21 protein-coding genes and 2 tRNA genes are annotated in these 20300 nt (G+C 24.6%); 1 reads left to right on the top strand and 22 read right to left on the bottom strand.

The window, feature by feature from the left end:
• Positions 1–5 precede the first annotated feature (5 nt).
• The 18 genes from SGLAD_RS01800 to SGLAD_RS01715 form a co-directional block, all read right to left on the bottom strand.
• The gene (locus SGLAD_RS01800; RefSeq protein WP_134297332.1) at positions 6–755 is read right to left on the bottom strand and encodes a DUF3196 family protein; all 750 of its coding nucleotides are present in this window, start codon (positions 753–755) and stop codon (positions 6–8) included.
• Between the two features lie 102 nt (positions 756–857).
• The gene (gene rplS, locus SGLAD_RS01795; protein WP_425057117.1) at positions 858–1277 is read right to left on the bottom strand and encodes a 50S ribosomal protein L19; all 420 of its coding nucleotides are present in this window, start codon (positions 1275–1277) and stop codon (positions 858–860) included.
• 9 nt (positions 1278–1286) lie between these two features.
• On the bottom strand, positions 1287–2015 hold the full coding sequence (gene trmD, locus SGLAD_RS01790; RefSeq protein ID WP_134297330.1) for a tRNA (guanosine(37)-N1)-methyltransferase TrmD: 729 nt from the start codon (positions 2013–2015) through the stop codon (positions 1287–1289).
• Positions 2015–2518 carry a ribosome maturation factor RimM gene (rimM, locus tag SGLAD_RS01785; protein ID WP_166739154.1) on the bottom strand — a complete coding sequence of 168 codons (504 nt, stop codon included), beginning with the start codon at positions 2516–2518 and terminating at the stop codon, positions 2015–2017. Before rimM ends, trmD begins: the two co-directional genes overlap by 1 nt.
• The gene (locus SGLAD_RS01780) at positions 2505–2765 is read right to left on the bottom strand and encodes a hypothetical protein (protein ID WP_134297328.1); all 261 of its coding nucleotides are present in this window, start codon (positions 2763–2765) and stop codon (positions 2505–2507) included. The genes rimM and SGLAD_RS01780 overlap by 14 nt, the downstream gene beginning before the upstream one ends.
• The gene (gene rpsP, locus SGLAD_RS01775) at positions 2765–3124 is read right to left on the bottom strand and encodes a 30S ribosomal protein S16 (protein ID WP_134297327.1); all 360 of its coding nucleotides are present in this window, start codon (positions 3122–3124) and stop codon (positions 2765–2767) included. Before rpsP ends, SGLAD_RS01780 begins: the two co-directional genes overlap by 1 nt.
• A 142-nt stretch (positions 3125–3266) precedes the next feature.
• Complete coding sequence (locus SGLAD_RS01770; protein ID WP_134297326.1) at positions 3267–3614, bottom strand: hypothetical protein; 348 nt, start codon at positions 3612–3614, stop codon at positions 3267–3269.
• Between the two features lie 94 nt (positions 3615–3708).
• A tRNA-Arg gene (locus SGLAD_RS01765) sits at positions 3709–3785 on the bottom strand.
• Between the two features lie 208 nt (positions 3786–3993).
• A tRNA-Arg gene (locus SGLAD_RS01760) sits at positions 3994–4070 on the bottom strand.
• 47 nt (positions 4071–4117) lie between these two features.
• Positions 4118–5722 (bottom strand): hypothetical protein, encoded by a 1605-nt coding sequence (locus tag SGLAD_RS01755; protein WP_134297325.1) that lies wholly within the window; start codon positions 5720–5722, stop codon positions 4118–4120.
• A gap of 78 nt (positions 5723–5800) precedes the next feature.
• Positions 5801–7123 (bottom strand): methylenetetrahydrofolate--tRNA-(uracil(54)-C(5))-methyltransferase (FADH(2)-oxidizing) TrmFO, encoded by a 1323-nt coding sequence (gene trmFO, locus SGLAD_RS01750; protein ID WP_134297324.1) that lies wholly within the window; start codon positions 7121–7123, stop codon positions 5801–5803.
• A 43-nt stretch (positions 7124–7166) separates the two neighbouring features.
• A complete protein-coding gene (locus SGLAD_RS01745) occupies positions 7167–9173 on the bottom strand; it encodes an ABC transporter ATP-binding protein (protein WP_134297323.1) in 2007 nt (668 codons plus the stop codon).
• A gap of 205 nt (positions 9174–9378) precedes the next feature.
• Entirely contained in the window at positions 9379–10134 is a 756-nt protein-coding gene (locus SGLAD_RS01740; RefSeq protein WP_134297322.1) for a DNA-processing protein DprA, read from the bottom strand.
• A gap of 6 nt (positions 10135–10140) precedes the next feature.
• Positions 10141–10446, bottom strand: a complete 306-nt coding sequence (locus tag SGLAD_RS01735) for a single-stranded DNA-binding protein (RefSeq protein WP_134297321.1) — start codon at positions 10444–10446, stop codon at positions 10141–10143.
• A gap of 77 nt (positions 10447–10523) precedes the next feature.
• Positions 10524–12206, bottom strand: a complete 1683-nt coding sequence (locus SGLAD_RS01730) for a phospho-sugar mutase (RefSeq protein ID WP_134297320.1) — start codon at positions 12204–12206, stop codon at positions 10524–10526.
• Positions 12184–12831, bottom strand: coding sequence for a ribonuclease HII (locus tag SGLAD_RS01725; protein WP_134297319.1), 648 nt, complete (start codon positions 12829–12831; stop codon positions 12184–12186). The genes SGLAD_RS01730 and SGLAD_RS01725 overlap by 23 nt, the downstream gene beginning before the upstream one ends.
• Positions 12825–13778, bottom strand: a complete 954-nt coding sequence (gene ylqF, locus SGLAD_RS01720) for a ribosome biogenesis GTPase YlqF (protein ID WP_134297318.1) — start codon at positions 13776–13778, stop codon at positions 12825–12827. The genes SGLAD_RS01725 and ylqF overlap by 7 nt, the downstream gene beginning before the upstream one ends.
• 74 nt (positions 13779–13852) lie before the next feature.
• Entirely contained in the window at positions 13853–14317 is a 465-nt protein-coding gene (locus SGLAD_RS01715; RefSeq protein ID WP_134297317.1) for a 23S rRNA (pseudouridine(1915)-N(3))-methyltransferase RlmH, read from the bottom strand.
• A gap of 105 nt (positions 14318–14422) precedes the next feature.
• On the opposite strand from SGLAD_RS01715, the gene SGLAD_RS01710 reads away from it, so the two are divergent.
• Positions 14423–15373 carry a hypothetical protein gene (locus SGLAD_RS01710; protein ID WP_134297316.1) on the top strand — a complete coding sequence of 317 codons (951 nt, stop codon included), beginning with the start codon at positions 14423–14425 and terminating at the stop codon, positions 15371–15373.
• A 36-nt stretch (positions 15374–15409) separates the two neighbouring features.
• On the opposite strand, the gene SGLAD_RS01705 is transcribed toward SGLAD_RS01710, so the two are convergent.
• From SGLAD_RS01705 to SGLAD_RS01690, 4 genes are all read right to left on the bottom strand, one after another.
• Positions 15410–16129: an SDR family oxidoreductase gene (locus SGLAD_RS01705; protein ID WP_134297315.1), complete on the bottom strand. Its 720-nt coding sequence runs from the start codon at positions 16127–16129 to the stop codon at positions 15410–15412.
• Positions 16130–16150: 21 nt separating this feature from the next.
• Entirely contained in the window at positions 16151–17494 is a 1344-nt protein-coding gene (gene ffh / locus SGLAD_RS01700; protein ID WP_134297314.1) for a signal recognition particle protein, read from the bottom strand.
• A 97-nt stretch (positions 17495–17591) separates the two neighbouring features.
• The gene (locus tag SGLAD_RS01695) at positions 17592–18347 is read right to left on the bottom strand and encodes a hypothetical protein (RefSeq protein ID WP_134297313.1); all 756 of its coding nucleotides are present in this window, start codon (positions 18345–18347) and stop codon (positions 17592–17594) included.
• 92 nt (positions 18348–18439) lie between these two features.
• Positions 18440–20299 carry an ABC transporter ATP-binding protein gene (locus SGLAD_RS01690; protein WP_134297312.1) on the bottom strand — a complete coding sequence of 620 codons (1860 nt, stop codon included), beginning with the start codon at positions 20297–20299 and terminating at the stop codon, positions 18440–18442.
• Position 20300: the final 1 nt, after the last annotated feature.

The following is a 20300-nucleotide window of genomic DNA, read 5'->3' as shown; positions in this document are numbered from 1 at the left end:
TTCTCCTAAATTAAGTCTTTAAACTTATCTAATAATAACATTGCATTATCATAATTGAAATCAATTTTTTCATTTAATTGTTTATCAATCTCCAATCCTAAAGCGTTTTGAGAGTATAAATAAATACATGCAACTATATCTTCAATTTTAAATTGGTTTAATTCAAAATCAGGAAAAATATTATAAAAATAAGTATTTGCAACATGTTTACATATAGAAAAAAAACTAGGATCTTTATCATAAACTAAATTGGATAATTTAAACTCTAATGTTTTTAAAAAATCTTGAGATTCTTTAAGATTATAATTTGCTGGATTAATATTAATAATTTTTTCTTGTTTTTTAACAACTAAATTTTCATCTAATTTTTGTTCTATTAATACCATTAATAAAAAAGTTTTGTATTCATTTTTTATATCTTTTGACAATAAATATTCTTTTATATGATTTAGGATTTTTCTAGCATTTAAATTTCTTAAATTGTCAAAAGCAATTAAATGCATTTCTTGATCTAAAGATTGCTTCATAATATCTACAACTTTATTTAATCCTCACATATTATGAGATTCTTTTTGATTTGTTTTTAACTTATTATTAATTTCATTTTTAATTATTTGTAAGTTTTTTTCAAAATCAGCTGGAATATAAGGTGCAGAAAGTTCATCATTTATAATAATTAACGCTTCTTCAAAACGATTTTTTCCAAGTAATTCAACCAAATTTTCTAAAGTTAATTCATAATAATTCTTTTGCATATTAACCTCTTATAAATATTTTAACAAAATAAAGTTTATAGTTTTTTACTAATAAAAATAAAAAAAGTTTATACATTTGTATAAACTTAAAAAAATTATTAATTATTTTGTTGATGCAGGTTTTTTTGGAGCTGCTTTAACAGCTTTTTTTGCATTAATATCTTTTGATTTAGAATGCACAACTTCTTTAATACGAGCTGCTTTTCCAGATAATTTTCTAATGTAATAAATTCTTGCACGTCTTACACGTCCACGCTTAATAACTTCGATTGAGTCAATAATTGGAGAATGAACTGGAAAAGTTCTTTCTACAAAAATTCCACTTGAGTTTTTTCTTACGCATACAGAAAATGATATACCGCTTCCTTGAGTTTTAATAACAACACCTTCAAAGGCTTGGATACGATATTTTTCTCCCTCTTTAATTTTTACATTAACTTTAATTGTATCTCCTGAAGTAAATTCTGGAAGATTGTTATTCAATTGTTCATCAACTAAAGCTTTTGTGTTTTTAGATAACATATTCATGGTTTATTCTTCCTTTCTATTTTTTAATTTATTTAATATTTCTAAGTCTTCTTTACAAAGTTTATTTTCTTTTAACAAATCAGGTCTTTTATTAAAAGTATTAATAATTCTACCCTCTTGTCGAAATTTTTTTATATTTGCATGATGACCACTTAATAAGACTTCTGGTACACTTTTATTACGAAAATTTACAGGTTTGGTATAAACTGGATGATCTAATAAATTGTTTTCAAAACTATCGTTTTGATGTGATTCAGATTGAATTACTCCATCAATTAGTCTAGTAATAGAATCAATAAATACAAGACTTGCTAATTCTCCACCAGTTAAAACATAATCTCCAATTGATAGTTCCATATCAACATAATCTAATATTCTTTCATCAAAACCTTCATAATGTCCACAAATAATAATAATATGTTTATATTCTTTGCTTAATTTTTTTGCAAGATTTTGGTTTCAAGTTTTTCCTTGAGGACTTGTTAATACAATTAAACTTTCATTTGTTCAACAATTTTCAATAGCATTGACAACTGGTTCAACCATTAAAACCATTCCTTTTCCGCCTCCAAATTGATAATCGTCAACTTGATTATGCGAATAATTGGTATGATCTCTTAAATCAATTATTTCAATTTCAATTCTTTCTTTTTGAATTGCTCTTTTAATGATTGATTCATTTACATAACTGTTTATTAGATTTGGAAATAAAGTAATGATTGAATATTTCATTACATAAGTCTCTCAATATTTATAGCACTAATAATTTTTTTATTTTCATCAACTTCTAAAATATATTCACCAACATATGGAATTCAAAACTCAATACCTTGAGTTGTTTTTACTTTAATTAATTCATGAGCGCCATTATTCATTTCTTCAATAACTTTACCAATGATATTATTCTCAAATAACAAAGAATAATTTATCAAAGTTTTTACAATTCCAATAATGTTATCTTCTTTTTTAACCAAAATATTTTGATTAATAAATTTTTTAGCAGAATCGATATTATCAATATCTTTTAGTTTTATAATTAATTTATTGTTTAAATTATAAAACTTTTCAACATTATAAACATCAATATTTTTTTGATGATCTTCTAAAAAAATTTGATAGTTTTTAAGATCTTCTAATAATTCCAGTTGTGAATCAATTCATATTTTTAGCTCCCCTTTTATACCGTGAGTCGCTTTAATTTGTCCTATTTTAGTTAATTGATTATAAAAATTCATCATATACCTCTAAATCAATTGAAACTTTTTTTTCATATTTAGAAAATTCTAGATTTAAAGCTGTTATTAAATTATTTAAAAAGGTATTTTTTTTAAATAATTTTGTCATACTAAGATTTTCATCAATCAATAAAATATATTTATATTCTTCATTAGTTTCAATTTGTTTTTTAAAAATATAAGTTGAGTCACTAGGTAAAGCAAATTCTAAATACTCATTGATTATTTCGTATAAAGTGTCAAACATTATTCCGCTTCTTTTGTAGCAGCTGGTTTTTTAGTTGTTTTTGTTTTAGCTGCTGTTGGTTTTTTAGTTGTTTTTGCTTTTTTTGGTTTAGCTTTAGATATTTCTAATTTAGCATCATGTAAGTCTTTCATAACACCTTCTTTAGATAAAATATTTCTAACAGTGTCAGTTGGTTGTGCTCCTTGTTGTAATCATTTTAAAGCAACTTCTTTTTTTAAGTTTACTTCTCCATTAATTGGGTCATAAGTTCCTACAAGTTCTATATAAGCACCGTCTCGTTTTACACGAGCATCTGCTGCAACTATTCTATAAAATGCAGCTCTTTTTTTACCAGCTCTTTTTAACCTTATTTTTACCATTTTTTCCTCCTTTAAATTCTATATTTACGACATTATTAATATTATAGTAATTTAAAAGTTTGTCAAGTAAATTTACTTAACAACTTAATTAATACTTATATAGATAAAAACTTTTTTAAAATAAGTTAATAAAGTTAATAAATTATTGTTTTTTATTAATATTTATATTTTTACTTTTATAATTATTTACTTCAATTATAAATGGGTTATTTTTAACTGGAAATCAAGCTAGTAAACATTTATAACTTCTATCTAAAAAAATTAATACTATTAAAGTCATAATAATTAAACCTGGGATAAACAATATTGAGGTTATTCATAATAAAATTTTGCTAATTTTTTTATTATCTCTATCACTGTTTTTTGAAAATAAAATTACAAATAAACCGTGACCAATAATTCCACAAGTATAAACCAAGCAAATTGTAAAAATTAATATAATTTTTTTGCCTTCTTCTGTAACACCATTATCATTTCATAAAGCTAGCATTATTTCTCCCTAACATTTTTAAAGTTTTTTTAATTTTATAATAACATAAAAATTTTAATAAAAAAACAACCATAAGGTTGTTAAAATTCATTCATGGCGCCCACGAGAAGATTCGAACTTCTGACCCTACGCTTAGAAGGCGCATGCTCTATCCTACTGAGCTACGTGGGCAAATTAAGACAAAAATATAATAGCAAATATGAGATATATTTACTAGTTATTTTATGTTTTTTTTGTTTTTTAATTTATTAAATATTATGATTTATTTTTTTCCTACAACAATTATGTTTTATTATTGAAACTAAAAGGTCAAATTATAATAATTTTTTATTATATATAATAAAAAACAACCATAAGGTTGTTGTTTGTTGTTTATAAATGGCGCCCACGAGAAGATTCGAACTTCTGACCCTACGCTTAGAAGGCGCATGCTCTATCCTACTGAGCTACGTGGGCAAATTAAGACAAAAAATAAATTAGTTATATGAAATATTTATTTAAATTTAGTCTTTTTTTCAATTTAATAATTTAAGTGGTAATTCTAAAGCTGTTTGTAATTCATTAGTTATTTCTAATATATCAGAATTGTTTTTCGCTTCCTCATAAAGTCTAACAAAATTTTCAAACTTTTTATAAAAATTTTCAATATTTTCTTTAGTTTGAATAGTGTGATCTAATGGATGAGGACCAAATACTATTAATAGGTATTTTAATAATTCAAACAAGTTATAATCAAAAGTTCTTGCAGTATAATTTTTTAAAGCCAAATTAAAAGTCACAATTTTTCCCATTTTAATAAATGCAGGAATTTGCATAAATTCTTTTAAAGAATAACATTCTTTATTTAAAGCATTACTAATTTGTTCTTCTGTTAAAAAGAATAAATCTTCTGTGAAGTTTTCAAAGTCAATTAATCTTTTATATTTATGATCTTTAACTTCTTCAAAAATTGATAAAATATCACAAAATATTTTTTTCTTACCTTCAATTAAAATATCAATTATTTTAGGTAAATATTCATGAGTAAGTAAAAGTGTTCTAACTTTTGAATAAGACTTTAAAAAAATAAATACAATTGCTCTAAGTTTATTAAAGTCACATTCTATATGTCTTTCATTTTTTGATTCAATATAAGGGAATAAAAGGTGTAAGTTAACATTTCTTTGAGTAAACGGAGAAAATATTAAAACATCTTTTTCTTTTAGATCACTAATGTTTTTTCCTTCTTCGTCAATATAGCGATCATAATCAATATACATTGGTAAGTAGTTTTTTAACATCTCAAAAACTTCTTCGCCATCAGAAAGCATAGTAACAGCAGTTATTTCATCTTTCATTAAAATTGTTGTTATTTTTGTTAATTGAAATAAAGCTTTAAATCGTTCATTCATATCAAAAATATCTCATTTAGAACTTGAAAAATTACTTAAAAATAAACTTCATTCCTCATCATTATTTAATAATTCATAACTTTCTTGAAGATATTCAACTTCTTTTTGTTTTCAATCCCTACCAGCCTTATATTTTCTTATCAATTCATCTTTTCGATATGTTTTTAATATTCTGTTATACAATCCTTTTTTATCAAAAATTTTTATTAAATTTAAAGTGAATAAGAAAGGATATAAAACACTAGTTTTAACTTTTCCATCATCTGATTTATGATTTATATCATACTCATAGCAAAGCAAAGATTCTCTAATGTAAGCACCATTCATATTAATGGCATTACTTACTTTTTTAAATGCATACTCATTCATAAATGGAATAAATAGTCTTCCAATTATCTCTTCACAAAGAGAACAAATTTCTTTATCATTAAAATTTATTTTTTTAGGTTTTTCTTTTACAAAACGGTATTTAATTTTATAAATTTCATCAATATTATCAATGATGTATTTAACATATTCATTTGTTTCTTCTAAAGGAACTTCTGATATAGAAATGCCTCTATATAATGTGTATTGAATTACACCAAAATATGCTAATGGATATAAATCATTGATTAGTTCTTTTTGAGTTGTGATGTGATATTTTAGTTCAGGATCATCTTTTGCGATTTTATGTAATCCAAATCAAAAAAGACTTTCTTTTTCATATAATTTCATCTTATACCTCTTTACAACTTTTAAATTTTAGTCCTTTTGTTGTTAATTATCAACATTTTTATGTCAAATTAATAATTTTTACAAATCATTTATTTCAATAAATTTTTTAATTGCATTTAAAGAAATTTGTGAATAAAGAGATTTTTTTTCCTCTTTTTTTATCTTTTTTTCTAAAACTATTGGTTTAACAACGCTTCAATTCGCTTTCATTGGCTGAAAATCTTTTGAACTTGTAGAAATAATATAATTTTGTAAACTACCCATTACAGTTTCAAGTGGGAATTTAACCATGTTTTTATCGCTTAACATTCTAGCCATATTTATAGCAGCAATTATTCCACTACAAGTTGATTCTACATAACCTTCAACACCAGTAATTTGTCCAGCGAAAAAAATGTTTTTATTTGTTTTTAGTTGGTTATACTCATTTAATAATTCTGGAGAATTTATAAAATTATTTAAATGCATTACCCCATATCTTATAAATTCTGCTTTTTCTAGACCTGGAATTAATCTAAACACTCTTTTTTGTTCACTTCATGTTAAATTAGTTTGAAAACCTACCAAATTATATAAATCATCTGCTGCATTATCTTGTCTAAGTTGAACAACTGCATAATTATTTGATCCATCTATATTTCTTAAACCTGCTGGTTTTAAGGGTCCAAAGGTTAGTGTTTCAAATCCTCTTTTTGCCATTACTTCAATTGGCATACATCCTTCAAATACTTTTAAATCTTTTTCATCTTCTAAGTGAGTTGTTGTAATACTTGCATTTATAAGCTCATTATAAAAATTTTTATATTGTTCATAATTCATTGGACAATTAATATAATCTTGTGTTTCACCTTTTTCATATCGATTTTTTTTAAAAGCTATGTCCATATTTATTGATTCTTTTTTTACAATTGGCGCTACTGCATCATAAAAATAAAAATAATCTTTTCCAATTAAATTTATTATTTCTTCTTGTAGTTTTTTACTAGTTAAAGGACCTGTTGCAATTATTATAGGTACATTACAATCAATTTTTTCAACTTCTTTATTAAAAACATTTATGTTTTTATTGTTTTGCATTTCTTCTGTTATGAACTTTGAAAAAATCTCTCTATCAACTGCAAGACTTTGTCCAGCTGGAATACTTGCGTATTTTGCAGCTCTAATTATTAATGAATCAAGTAATTGCATTTCTTCTTTTAAAGTTCCAACAGCATTTTTTAAATCCGTTGATCTTAAAGTATTAGAACAAACAAGTTCAGCAAAAAAATCTAACTTTTGGATTTCATTTTTTTTAATTGTTTTTTTCTCAAATAAATTTACAATTATATTTCTTTTGGCTAATTGATAAGCAGCTTCACAACCTGCTAAACCAGCGCCAATAACGTTAACTATTTTTTTCATTACTTAATTATACCAATTTATAAATCTTTTCTTGAATTTATATTTAATCCATTAATCCAGCTTCGTACAATCTTTTAAAATGTCCTTGTTCTGTTTTTAAATCTTGATAACTTCCAATTTGAACAATTCCTTTATCTCTTCCTAAAACTATTATTTGATCACAATTTTGGATTGTGCTTAATCTATGTGCTATTGAAACTGTTGTTCTTCCCTTCATTAATTTTTCTAATTCTAATTGAATTTCTTTTTCAACAATATTATCTAACGCACTTGTTGCTTCATCTAAAATTAAAATTTGCGGATTTTTTAAAAACATTCTTGCTATAACTAATCTTTGTTTTTGACCTCCAGACAACATAAAACCACGTTCGCCAAGAATTGTTTTATAACCTTCAGGTCAAGTTAAAACTAAGTTATGTAAATTTGCTTTTTTTGCAGCGTTAATAACTTCTTGATCGGATGCTTCAAAATTACCATATCTTATATTGTCAAAAACATCTCCATATAAAACTTGAGGTTCTTGTTCAACATAACCAACTTTATCCAAATAACTTGAAAGATGAATATCTTTTAAATTTATATTATTATTTATAAAAATATCTCCTTTAGAAGGATCATAAAATCTTAATAATAATTTAGAAATTGTAGACTTTCCAGCACCAGTTTCACCAACAAATGCATAGCTTTTTCCTTGTTCAAATGTGAAACTAAATTTAGGCAAAATAACTTTATTTGGTTTTTCAGGATAAGCAAACTCTACATCTTGAAATACTATACTTCCTTTAATTTCTTCAATAACAACTCCTTCGCTACTATCGTAATGACTATCAATTAATGGTTTTGAAGATATTATTTCTGAAATTCTTGAACAGCATGTGGAAGCTTGAATAATTCCGTTCATGATTCTAGATAAAGTCATTAATGGTCCAACCATTGACCCAAGACCAACAATAAAAGTAGAAAGTGTCACAGTAAGGTATTGAGCATCATCTTTATATAAAATTGATGCAGATATTATAACGATAATTTGAACGGAACTAATTCCAGCAATCATTATTGTTGATAATATTGATTGAATTGTAATTAAAATTACTGATTTTTTATAATAATCAACATGAACTTCACCAAATCTTTTATTTTCAAATGATTCAGTTCCACTAGATTTAATCAGTCTAACTGTTGCAATTCTATCTGTTACATCACCATTTATTGTTGTTAAAGTTTTTCTAACTTTTGAAGAATAATTTTTTATAACACCAAATGATGATTCAATAATAATTAATAAAATAAGCATTAGAACAAACACTATTAAAGTTAATGTAGAATCTATTGTCAATAAAACACCAAGTGATCCAAAAAATGTAACTAATGTAGAAATTATTGTTACTGGCACTGTTGAAGTTTGCTCTCCTATTATTTGTGTATCTGAAACTATTTTTGTAAGTAGCTCTCCAATTTTTTTATCACTATAATAACTCATATCTTGTTTAACTAAATTTTCTAATGCTTTATTTCTTAAATCTATTTCGATTTTTTTACCTAAAGTACCACCTAAAAAACTAGAAAAAAATGCACATACACCCAAAATAAAAAATAAACTTATTTGTAAATATATTCATTGCATTCAACTAAAATGCAACCCCATAAATAATGTGTAATAATTCTTTGAATCACTTACATAATTTTCGTTCAAAATATCTCCATGATTTCCTAAAATAAACACTTTACCTTTTAAAAGTTCGTTAATAGCTTCAGGAGTTTTTGCGCCAGCTAAAAAATGCTCTAAACCATCAGTTGGAGCTAGTAAATTAGTCATTATATTTTGTATTATTTTAGGTCCAAGCACTGTTGTAACTGAAGAAACTATACAAATTAAAAACATAAAGAAAGTAATTAATTTGTTTTTTTTCATATAATAAAAAACAGTTTTAGTAAAAGCTCCTCCTTTTTTCTTAATTTTAAAGTTTTTATTATCATTATTTTTAATGTCTTTTGAACTTATCAAATTAATATTATTTGAAGAGTCTTTTATAGCTTTATTTTTAGCCATAATTTATTCCTTCCTTACTTTTTGATTAAATAAATTATATATTTAAATAAAACTAATATTTAATTAAATAAAAAAAATAGATGCATATTTGCATCTATTTTATACTCATCATTCATGTGTCGGGAATAAAATGATTAGTTAAAAAATTGTTAGGTATAAACCTTTTACAAGTGTGATATAAATATCACACTTTTATTATAGCACTTTATATTTCATTTACTATATCTTTTGCATTTTCTGTAAATTTTGCACCCATTTTAATCAACTTATTAGTTTCATTTAATTTTTTATCATTTGATGGCATTGCAAAAATTTCTTTTCCTTCGTTTATTGCATAATTAACTAAAGAAAAATAAGAATCAGAAAAACTGTATTGAGTAAATAACAATCCCTTAGAAAGACCACAAATTAATCGATTAACATACTCGCTATATAAAATTTTATCAATTTCACAACTATTATAATTTTCACTTATGTATAATTTATTATTTGTAGGAGAAGAATTTTTAGTTAAATCTAAATAACTTTTCATAGAATTAGAAAGAACTACTATACTTTCGTAGTTTTCTTCTTTACATAAATCAATAATTGCATCATTAATTCCAGCATTTTGATATGTAACAATAATTCTTTTTTCTTCATTTAATTCCTTAATAATTTTATAAGTGTTTTTTAAACCTTGGTCACTAAACTCTTTACCTCCAATTACAGAGATATTTTTGTTATATTTAGTGATTAGCTCAATGTTACCTTTGTAAAAAATTACAAAAGGTGGTTTATGAGTTGTTTTTAAATAACTTGGATATAAAGGATTCAAAATTGTTATAAAGTCACAGTCAATATTGTTTTCAATATCTTCAAGTTGACTATGTAAAATTTTTTCTTTATTTTCTAAAGCACTATAAATTTTATCTCAGTTACCATTATATTTTAAACTAAAGTATAGTAATACTTTTTCCATTTAAACCTAATTTAGTTGCATTATTTTACTTGCAACAAGTTCATTCCCATAACTTGTAGCATCACTTAATCCATATGATACTAATTTTCCTTCGACTCCAACTAATGATTGATCAAAATACTCATATTCATCACCTAAAATATTTCCTCAAACTTTTACATTAATAAAGTCTTGTTGCTCTTTTCCATCTTTTGTTTTATATCCTCTAGGAACTTTTAATACAAACTTATATAATTTTTTATCACCACTTTTAGAGTTGTAAATAACTTGTGGTAATTCTTCTATTTGTCCAATTACTGTAACATTATTCATTTATAATTTCCTCCCAATTAATAAATCGTTTAAATAAAAGAAAAAAATACAAAAAATAAAAAAATTAATTAAAAATTTTAATTAATTTCAAGTATCTCGTTTAAATTTTTTATAAGCATATTACATTTTTGTTCAGCTAAGTTCTTTGTTTTATCAACAACAACATAATAAATTTTTATTTTAGGTTCTGTGCCGCTTGGTCTAATAGCAATTCAACTACCATCATTAAAGTAAAATTTTAATAAATTTTGTCCTGGCATATTAAATAAGCCACCGATATAGTCTTCTACATAATTTAATTCTAAATCTCCAATAATATTAAAATTTTCTCTTCTTAATTTTTTCATAATTGGATCAATTTTAGATTTAATTTCTTCAGGTTTAAAGTTTAAGTTTTCGGTATAAGTGTAATAATAACCATATTTATCATAAATTTCGTTTAAAACATCAATTAAAGTTTTTCCTTGTTTTTTATAATATCACGCAGCTTCTACAAGCATTGTTGCTGCTTGAATACCGTCTTTATCTCTTGTTGAAGAATCAATAACATATCCATAACTTTCTTCATAAGCAAAAACAAAGTTTAATCCTCTTTTTGGTTCTTTTAAAATTTCTGATCCCATTCATTTAAATCCAGTTAATGTTTTAATAACTTTTACACCATAAGTTTCTATAGCAATTCTATCTCCTAAATCACTAGTTACAAAACTTGAATACATTGCAGGATTTTCTGGTAATAAGTTATGTTTTTGCATCTGACTAAGTTTTCATTCAATTAAAATTGGACCAGTTTGATTACCATCCAATCTAATTCATTCTCCATTATGATTTATTGCACAACCGATTCGATCAGCATCAGGATCTTGTAATATTATTATTGATGCATCTTTATTTTTTTGTCCATATTCTAATGGAATTTTTCAAGCAGGTTCAAATTCTGGGTTTGGGTTACCAACATTTTTAAAAGTTTCATCTTCAAAAGAGTGTTCTTCTACTTCAATAATTTCATAACCAAAAGATTTTAATAAGGGTGGTGTAAATTCTGTTCCAGTCCCATTAACTGCAGAAAAAATAATTTTGAAATTATCTCTATTTTCATTTTTATAAAATTGAAGATTTTCAATCATTTTATTGTAATTATTAATAACTTTTTGATCTACGGTTTTTAATAAACTTAAATCTACTTTATAAGTTCAATCTAATACATCCTCAATTGCATCCATATATTTAGCAATTATTTCAGTTTCGCTATCAATTAATTGGCAACCGTTTTCATCATAAATTTTATAACCATTATATGCAGCTGGATTATGACTTGCAGTAATTATAATACCTCCGATTGCATTTAAATCTTTTGTTGCAAAAGAAACAACTGGGGTTGGTTTCATTTTATTTTCTTCAAATAAATATGCTTTAATACCAAAACTTGTAAGAATTTCTGCTGCAATATTAGCAAACTTTGCAGAATTATGGCGGTTGTCATGACCAATGACAACTCCCCTATTTAACTCATTTGGATATTTTGAAATTAGTAATTTTGCATAACTAATTGTAACTTGTTTAATTGTATAAATGTTAAATCTTCCAGGTCCTGCACCAAGAATTCCTCTTATACCAGCTGTTCCAAATTCTAATTTTAAATTAAATGCTGCGTTTAACTCTTCATCACTAGCAATACTTAATAAATTCTTTATTTCTTCATCTAAATTATTGTTATTAATTCATTTTAAATATGTATTATTTGTCTTGTCAAAATTCATTTTGAGTCTCCTTGATTTCAGCAACTGGTTTATAACTTAATCTATGAATATCTAATATTCCTAGTTCTTTTACTTTTTGTATATGCTCTTTTGTACAATAACCTTTATGTTTAAAAAAGTTATATCCTTGATATATTTTGTCATACTCTTTCATTAAATTATCTCTAAATACTTTTGCAAGAATACTTGCAGCACCAATTGTTTGGCTTAAATAATCTCCTTTAATAATTTTTAATACTTGATAATCTTTTAAATTAATATTTTCTCCATCAACTAAACATAGTTGTGGTTTTATTTTTAAGTCTTGTATTGATTCTCGCATCCCTAAAACACTAGTTTGTTTAGGATTTAATTTATCAACAATTTTTGAATCATACACTTTAATTGAATAACAAACTGAATTTTTTATAATTTCTTCATAAAGAATTTCTCTTTGTTTTTCTATTATTAATTTTGAATCTTTTATTAAAGGATTAAAATAATTATTTTTTAAAATAACACTTGCAACAACTATTGGACCTGCCATAGCTCCTCTACCAACTTCATCACTTCCAGAAATTAATTCAGCATTATATTGAAGTTTGATATTTTTATCAAATTCATAACGAATATTGTCATCTATCATTCAACTGTTAAATCACTTTCTATTGTTTCTTCAAGATCAATTTCATCCATTGATGAATGACTTGTTTTATCAATTTCAATTGGTTTTTCAAATGAGATTTTTCCAAAATTATTATTTATTAAATCATTAATAAATAATGCAATAGCTCTTTCTACATCTGCTACATCATCAAGAATGATATATTTATTTCTTTTTGCGATTTCTTCAAATATTTTAAAAGTATCATCATAATTTATTGGTCTTAAAACATTTTTTGTAATTTTATATTTATTTTCAATTAATGATGGATAACTATTGTAAATATAGCGCATTAATTTAGTTGCAAATCTTTCTTTTGGAACAACTTCAATTTTAATTGAGTTAGTAGCTGCACAATTACAAGCAATTGTTTCATTTTCAAATTTAGCAGGCAAAATTCCAGGTGTATCTATTAGAGTTATATTTTCAGACATTATTATTCTTTGCATACCTCTTGTAACTCCAGGCTTATTACCTATTTTTAATTGTTTGCCTTTAGATAATCTTGCAATAGTTGTTGATTTTCCTACATTTGGAATTCCTACAACTAAAACATTAAGTTGTGGTTTTTCAATTCCTTTACTTATATCTCTTAATTGTTTTTCTTTAGTCATTAAATTAATTAATTTTAAAACATCATTATAAATGTTTTGTTGTTTATTTTTAATTGTATAAGTTTGATCACCATTTTGTTTAAAATAATTTATCCATGATTCTGTTACAGAATCATCTGCTAAATCACACTTTGATAGTAAAATCAATCTTGGCCTTTTTGATAAAACTTTTCTAAGTAATGGGTTTTGAGTTGAAAATGGTGCTCTTGCATCTACTATTTCTATTACTAAATCTACAATTTTAATTTTTTCTTCAATTTCTTTAATTGATTTATTCATATGACCTGGAAATCAATTAAAATGTGCTTTTTCCATTATATTGCACCTCACTAAACATATTTTAACTATATTTTTTTAAATTACATAAAATTTTTAAAACTATTAATAAGTTACTTATGATAAGGCTCATTGTTAATTATTTTAAAAGCTCGATAAATTTGTTCTAATAATATAATTCTTACCAATTGGTGTGGAAGTGTTAAATTTCCAAAACTTATTTTTTTATTAAAGTTTTTTTTAAACTCATTACTAAAACCATCACTTGGACCAATTATAAAACCAATTTTTGCGCTTTTAAAATTTTTATTATTTTCAATAATTTTTGCAAATTCTATTGATGTGTACTGTTTAGAATTAATATCTAGTAAAAATAGTTCAAAATCTTTAAAATCTTTAATTTTTTTATTTATCAATTCCTCGTTTTTTAATTGATTTGACACAAAATCAGCTTTTGAATATTCTTCTAATTCAATAATATTGATATTTATATTTTTTATCAGTTTTTTAAAATAATATTCAAAAATTTCTTTATATTCTTTTGTTATTTTATTAAAATAAAATATTATTAATTTCATTTTTTTAAACCTTTTTTTCTATGTTAATCATATACTATTTTAGGATATAAAAACCTTAAAATTATGGTAAAATAATTTTAAATAAGATTTTGGAGGATTAATAACATGGCTGAAAAAAAACAATTTCAATCTGTTCTTGACTTTAGACCACAGTTTGAAAATATTATTGACGCATTAGTACCAGATATTCAATTTTCATACTCTGCAATTATGAATAACTCATCAATTCAAACTTACTTTAATATGATTAGTATGGAATATTATGGGTATGAGTATTTTCAATTATTAAGATTAAATAAATTAGAATTTAAAATAAGTGAAAGAGTATTAAACTTAACAATTTTAGAAATTGTTTATAACATAGTTACACAAATAGTTGCAAGAAAATGAAGATATTCAGAATATATTGCATATGATATGTATATATTACCTTTACGTATCAAAAAATACATTAGTGCAATGAATTACAAATTTATTGAAGCTGATTTAGCTGATAAAAAAACTGTTCTTAAACTTGTAAGTAGAGGATCAAGAGTAATTATAGAAGAAATTGAAGAACAATATCATGATGATAGATTAAATAATATCATTAGTCAGTTTAGAGCAGCAACACCTCAGGATGTTGAAACTAGATTAAGACTATTTCACAGTTTAGCATTATTTTTACGCGCTGGTGAAGCAATTGTATTTCAAAAGTTTGGTGTTGATTTTGCAACAAATTACTTTAAAGAAGTTAGTTTGCTAGAAAGCTATAAACCTTCAGATTTAAGTGATAAAGAAAAAAGACATACTTCAAGGGTAATAGAAGATTTATTCCATGTTGCAATTGTTGTTATTTTATTAATGAGCGATGCAATGAAATTAGGAATATGAAGTAAGATTAAGGCTGCAGAAAAAAGAAGACTTGAACTTGAACTAACTCAAAAATCAATTGAAGAAGCTAATAGAAAAATATTAGCTATTAAGCAAGAAGATGAAGCATTTAAAAAAGCTCAGGATGTTGAAACTAAAAAAAATAAGCAAAATGTTTTAGAGTTAAAAAAGAAAATAAAATAATATAAAAAGCTAGATATAAATTTATATCTAGCTTTTTTATACAACTTGTTTAGTATCAGATAATACTATTTCTTTTAAAGAAACATTTTGAGGTAAAGAATATGCATAATAGATTACTTCAGCAACCTGTTTTGCACTTAATCCTCCTTTTAAGTTTTTTTTGAAATTATGGTAGTTATTTAATACTTCTTCGTTTGTTGTAGTTGAAATTAAATCAGTATCTACTAATGCTGGTGCAATAGTTAATATTCTTACGTTGTATGGAGCAAGTTCTTTTCTGGCAGATTCACTTATTGCATGAACTCCAAATTTTGTACCGTTATACACCACTCTGTTTTCACTAGTTCATCTTCCGGCAACACTACTTACATTAATAATGGTTCCAGCATTTGCATCTTTCATATCATTAATAACAACATTCATTCCATTTAATACACCTTTGATATTTATATCAACCATATCATATTGTGTATCTAAACTTAGATTAAAAATTTTATCTAGAGGCATAATACCTGCATTATTAATCAAACAATCTACTTTGCCATAAATATTTTGCGCTTCATTAATAGCGTTTTTAAAATCTTCATAATTTCTCACATCAACAGATTTACAAATTGCATTTTTTAAATTTAATTCTTCAATAAGTTTTACTCTTCTTGCAAGTAACAACAAAGGAAATCCTTCATTAGCAAATTTTATCGCTAGTTCTTTTCCGATTCCAGATGAAGCACCTGTTATAACAATTAATTTTTTCATATCTTTTAAATTAAACTTTAATTAAAGTCTAAATCCTCCCATGTTAGGCATTCTTCCAGACTTAAGTTGCTTTGCCATTTCCAAAACTTGTTTTTTACCTTTATCAAATTGATTTAATAGTTCATTATATTCTTTTTCAGTTCTACCTGAACCTTTTAAAATTCTTTTTTTACGATTTGGTGCTTTTAATACTTTTGGGTCTCTTCTTTCTTTAATAGTCATCGAACTCATTAAAACATTTGCAACAAATAAGCGTTTTTGAGCTTGTTCAAGTTGTTGATCAGAAATTTTACCATTCATTCCTGGCATCATTTTCATAAGACCACCCAAACTACCCATCTTTGATAATTGTTCAAGTTGGTTTCTTAAATCTTCTAAATCAAATTGACCAGCAAACATTCTTTTCATTGTTTTTTCCATTGTTCTTTGGTCAACAACATCTACTGCTTTTTCAAACAATGTTTCAACATCACCCATTCCAAGAATACGATCTGCCATACGTTTAGGGTGAAATTCTGCAAGAGCAGAAATCCCTTCACCTTCTCCAATAAATTTAATTGGTAATTTTGTAATATCAGTTATTGATAGGGTAGCTCCCCCTCTTGCGTCACCATCTAATTTAGTAACAATAACCCCACTAAGTTTTAGTTGTGAGTTGAATTCTTGACTTACATTAATAATATCTTGACCTGTCATACCATCAACAGTTAATAATATTTCTTGAGGAGAAACTGCTTTTCTAATTTCTTTTAATTCTTTCATTAATTGTTGATCAATTTGTAAACGTCCAGCTGTATCTAATATTATAACGTCATAACCTTTTTCTTGAGCAAAATCAACTGCTAGTTTTGCAGTTTTAACTGGATCTTGTTTACCTTTTTCAAAAGTATTTAAATCATTTTTTGATCCCAGTTCTACTAATTGATCAATAGCACCTGGTCTGTAAATATCTAATCCAACCATTAAAACTTTTTTCTTATATTTTTTTTGTAATAAATAAGCTAACTTACCAACTGTTGTTGTTTTACCAGCACCTTGTAAACCAGCCATCATTATAATTGATGGTTTTTTATTAATTTCTAAAGGAGAGTTTACTTTACCTAAAATTTCAACAAGTTCTTCATGAACAAGTTTTACCATTTGTTGGTCTGCTCTTACACCTTGTTGAATATACTCTCCAACTGCTTTTTTTTCTACTCTACTTATAAATTTCTTAACAACTTCAATATTTACGTCAGCTTCAAGTAAAGCTAGTCTAATTTCTCTTAATACTTCTTTGATGTTTTCTTCGTTTAAAGTTGTTTTTTTTAAATTTTTTTCTATACTTTTTTTAACACGTCCTGATAAAAAATCTCCAAATCCCATATAAATACTCCTTTTTTGTCTAAATTATTATAACATTATTATTTTTTTCTAAAAAAACAATTAACTTTACATTCAATAAAAAATTATACTAAAAATATTAATTATATTTTTTTACATAAAACAAAAAGTTAGAAATTAATGCAACTTTATAATCTTCAAAATCTGCTTTATTTTCACCAACTATTATTAAAGTATTAGAAAGACTAAAATTGATTCTTGATAGATTCATAGAATTAACATATAAATAATTTTTAAAAATACTTAATAATTGCTTGTAATTTTTACTTTTTTTAATTTTAATTTGAAATTTTTTTTGAATAATATTTAAAAATTTATTTGGATCATACAAGTTTAATGAAGTATTTATTTTTAAATTTATATAATTTTTATTGCTATATTTTAAAAATAAATCTTTAAAGTATATCTCTGATTCTTGTTCACTAAATTGGTAATCTTTATTAACTTTAGCTAAAAAATACATTATAAAAACAAAATATATTAGCATTAAAAAAGAAACACTTATTATATAAACAATTATAAATAGCATTTTATAACTTGAAACTTCAATTACAAATGTTTTTAAAATAAATAAAATCGATTCTAACAAAATTGCTATTAAAGTAATAAGACCATTTACAAACGCATATTTTTTTATACTAAGTTTATCGATTAAATTAAAGTAATCTAAGTTTAATAAATTATTAAAATGACTTTTTAATAAAGTAAAGTTTCCTTTTATATAAACTTTTATAGTAATCTTGTACATAGAAATTAAAAAAATAAAAATTGTAATCATTAATGTTAATAAAATTAAATTAGAATATGAGTCAAGTAAAACAAGAATTGAAAGCATTTTTTCTTCTTTTAATAATTAAAATATTAATATTTATTAGATAATATCATATTAAACTAAATAAAAAATTACATAAAAATTTATGTAATTTTTTATAAAGCAACTGTTTTTTTATCTACTTTCATTAATCCTGCATCATATAAGTTTTTAAAATGACCTGGGATTTTTTTAAGTTCTTCATAAGTTCCCATTTGAACAACACCTTGACCAGGTGCTAAAACAATAATTTGATCACAATTTTTTATTGTACTTAATCTGTGAGCAATTGAAACACTTGTTCTTCCAACCATTAATTTTTCAAGTTCAACTTGTATTTCTTTTTCAATAACGTTATCTAAAGCACTTGTAGCTTCATCTAAAATTAGTAACTCAGGATTTTTTAAAAACATTCTTGCAATAACAAGTCTTTGTTTTTGTCCTCCAGATAGCATAAATCCACGCTCTCCTAAGATAGTGTCATACCCTAATGGTCAAGTCATAATTAAATCATGAAGATTAGCTTTTTTAGCAGCTTCTATTACTTCTTCGTCACTTGCTTCTGGATTTGTATATTTAATATTTTCTTTAGCTGTTCCAAACATAATTTGAGGTTCTTGCTCAACATAACCAACTCTATTTAAATATGATTTAAGTCTTATGTCTTTTAAATTAACATTCCCATTAATTAGAATTCTACCTTCTGTTGGATCATAAAATCTTAACAGTAATCTAGATATTGTTGACTTTCCACTACCAGTTTCTCCAACAAATGCATAGCTTTTTCCTTTTTCAAATTTAAAGTCAAATTTAGGTAAAATAATTTGTTCTAATTTTTCAGGATAAGCAAATTTAACTCCTTCAAAAATTATATCTCCATCAATATGTTCTAGATTTATTCCAGTTCCTTCATAATAATGTTGATCAAATCTCGGTTTTGAAGTTATTACTAGTTGTACTCTTTTTGTACATTGATTTGCTAATAAATAACCAAACGAAATTCTTAAAACTTGATATATTGGACTTACCATTGTCCCTAAACCTGCTGCAAATGATGTAGCAACAACAATTAATCGATTTGTATCATCTGAATAAAAAACATATGCGCAAGTAAATATAACAAGTTGTACAGACATTACTGCAACAAAAGCAGAAGTTAATATTGAACTAAATCTTCTAAAAAACATTTTTACAACATCATAAAATTCATTATGAATATCTGAATAACGTTGTTTTTCGTATTCTTCTGTACCACTAGCTTTAATTAAACGCATAGTTGCAACACGATCTGTAATATCTCCATTAACATAAGTAATAACAGTTCTTAATTGCATCATCTTTTTTTGTACTCTTGACATAAATAAAAAGATTGAAGAAACTCCCAACAACACAAATGCAAATGATATTAAACCTAATCTTAAATCAATATGAGTTAATACAATAGCAGACCCTAAAAAGTTAAAAATAGCCATTAAACCCAGTGTTGGAATTAATTGAGTTTGATCTCCAATAATTTGAGTATCTTGTGCGATTCTTGTTAAAATTTCTCCGATTTTTTGATCGGTGTAATAAGAAATATCTTGTAAAAGTAATGATTTTACAGTTTGATTTCTTAAATGAACTTCTACACGTTTTCCTAATTTTCCAACAGCAAGATACAAATTAAATACAGTAAATGCTAAAACAACATACATTCCAATTTGCAAATACATTCATTGTTCCCAACCAAATTGAAAACCTAAAAAACTTGAAGTTATTTTATCATCAATACCTTGTAAACAAGTTATCATTTCTTGCATTACTAAAGGTAAACTAACAGCAATACCACTTGTTATAATAGCTAAAGAAAATATTCAAACCCCAAAAAAAGGATGTCTTTTAAAATATCTAAAAAGCATTTTTAAATATCCAATTTGACTTTTTTCAGATTGGATTTTATCCATGATTTTACTTTTTGCACCTTGTTCATATTTCATA

The sequence above is a fragment of the Spiroplasma gladiatoris genome, assembly GCF_004379335.1.
Taxonomy (GTDB): domain Bacteria; phylum Bacillota_I; class Bacilli_A; order Mycoplasmatales; family Mycoplasmataceae; genus Spiroplasma_A; species Spiroplasma_A gladiatoris.
This window is presented reverse-complemented; position numbering and strand designations above follow the sequence as displayed.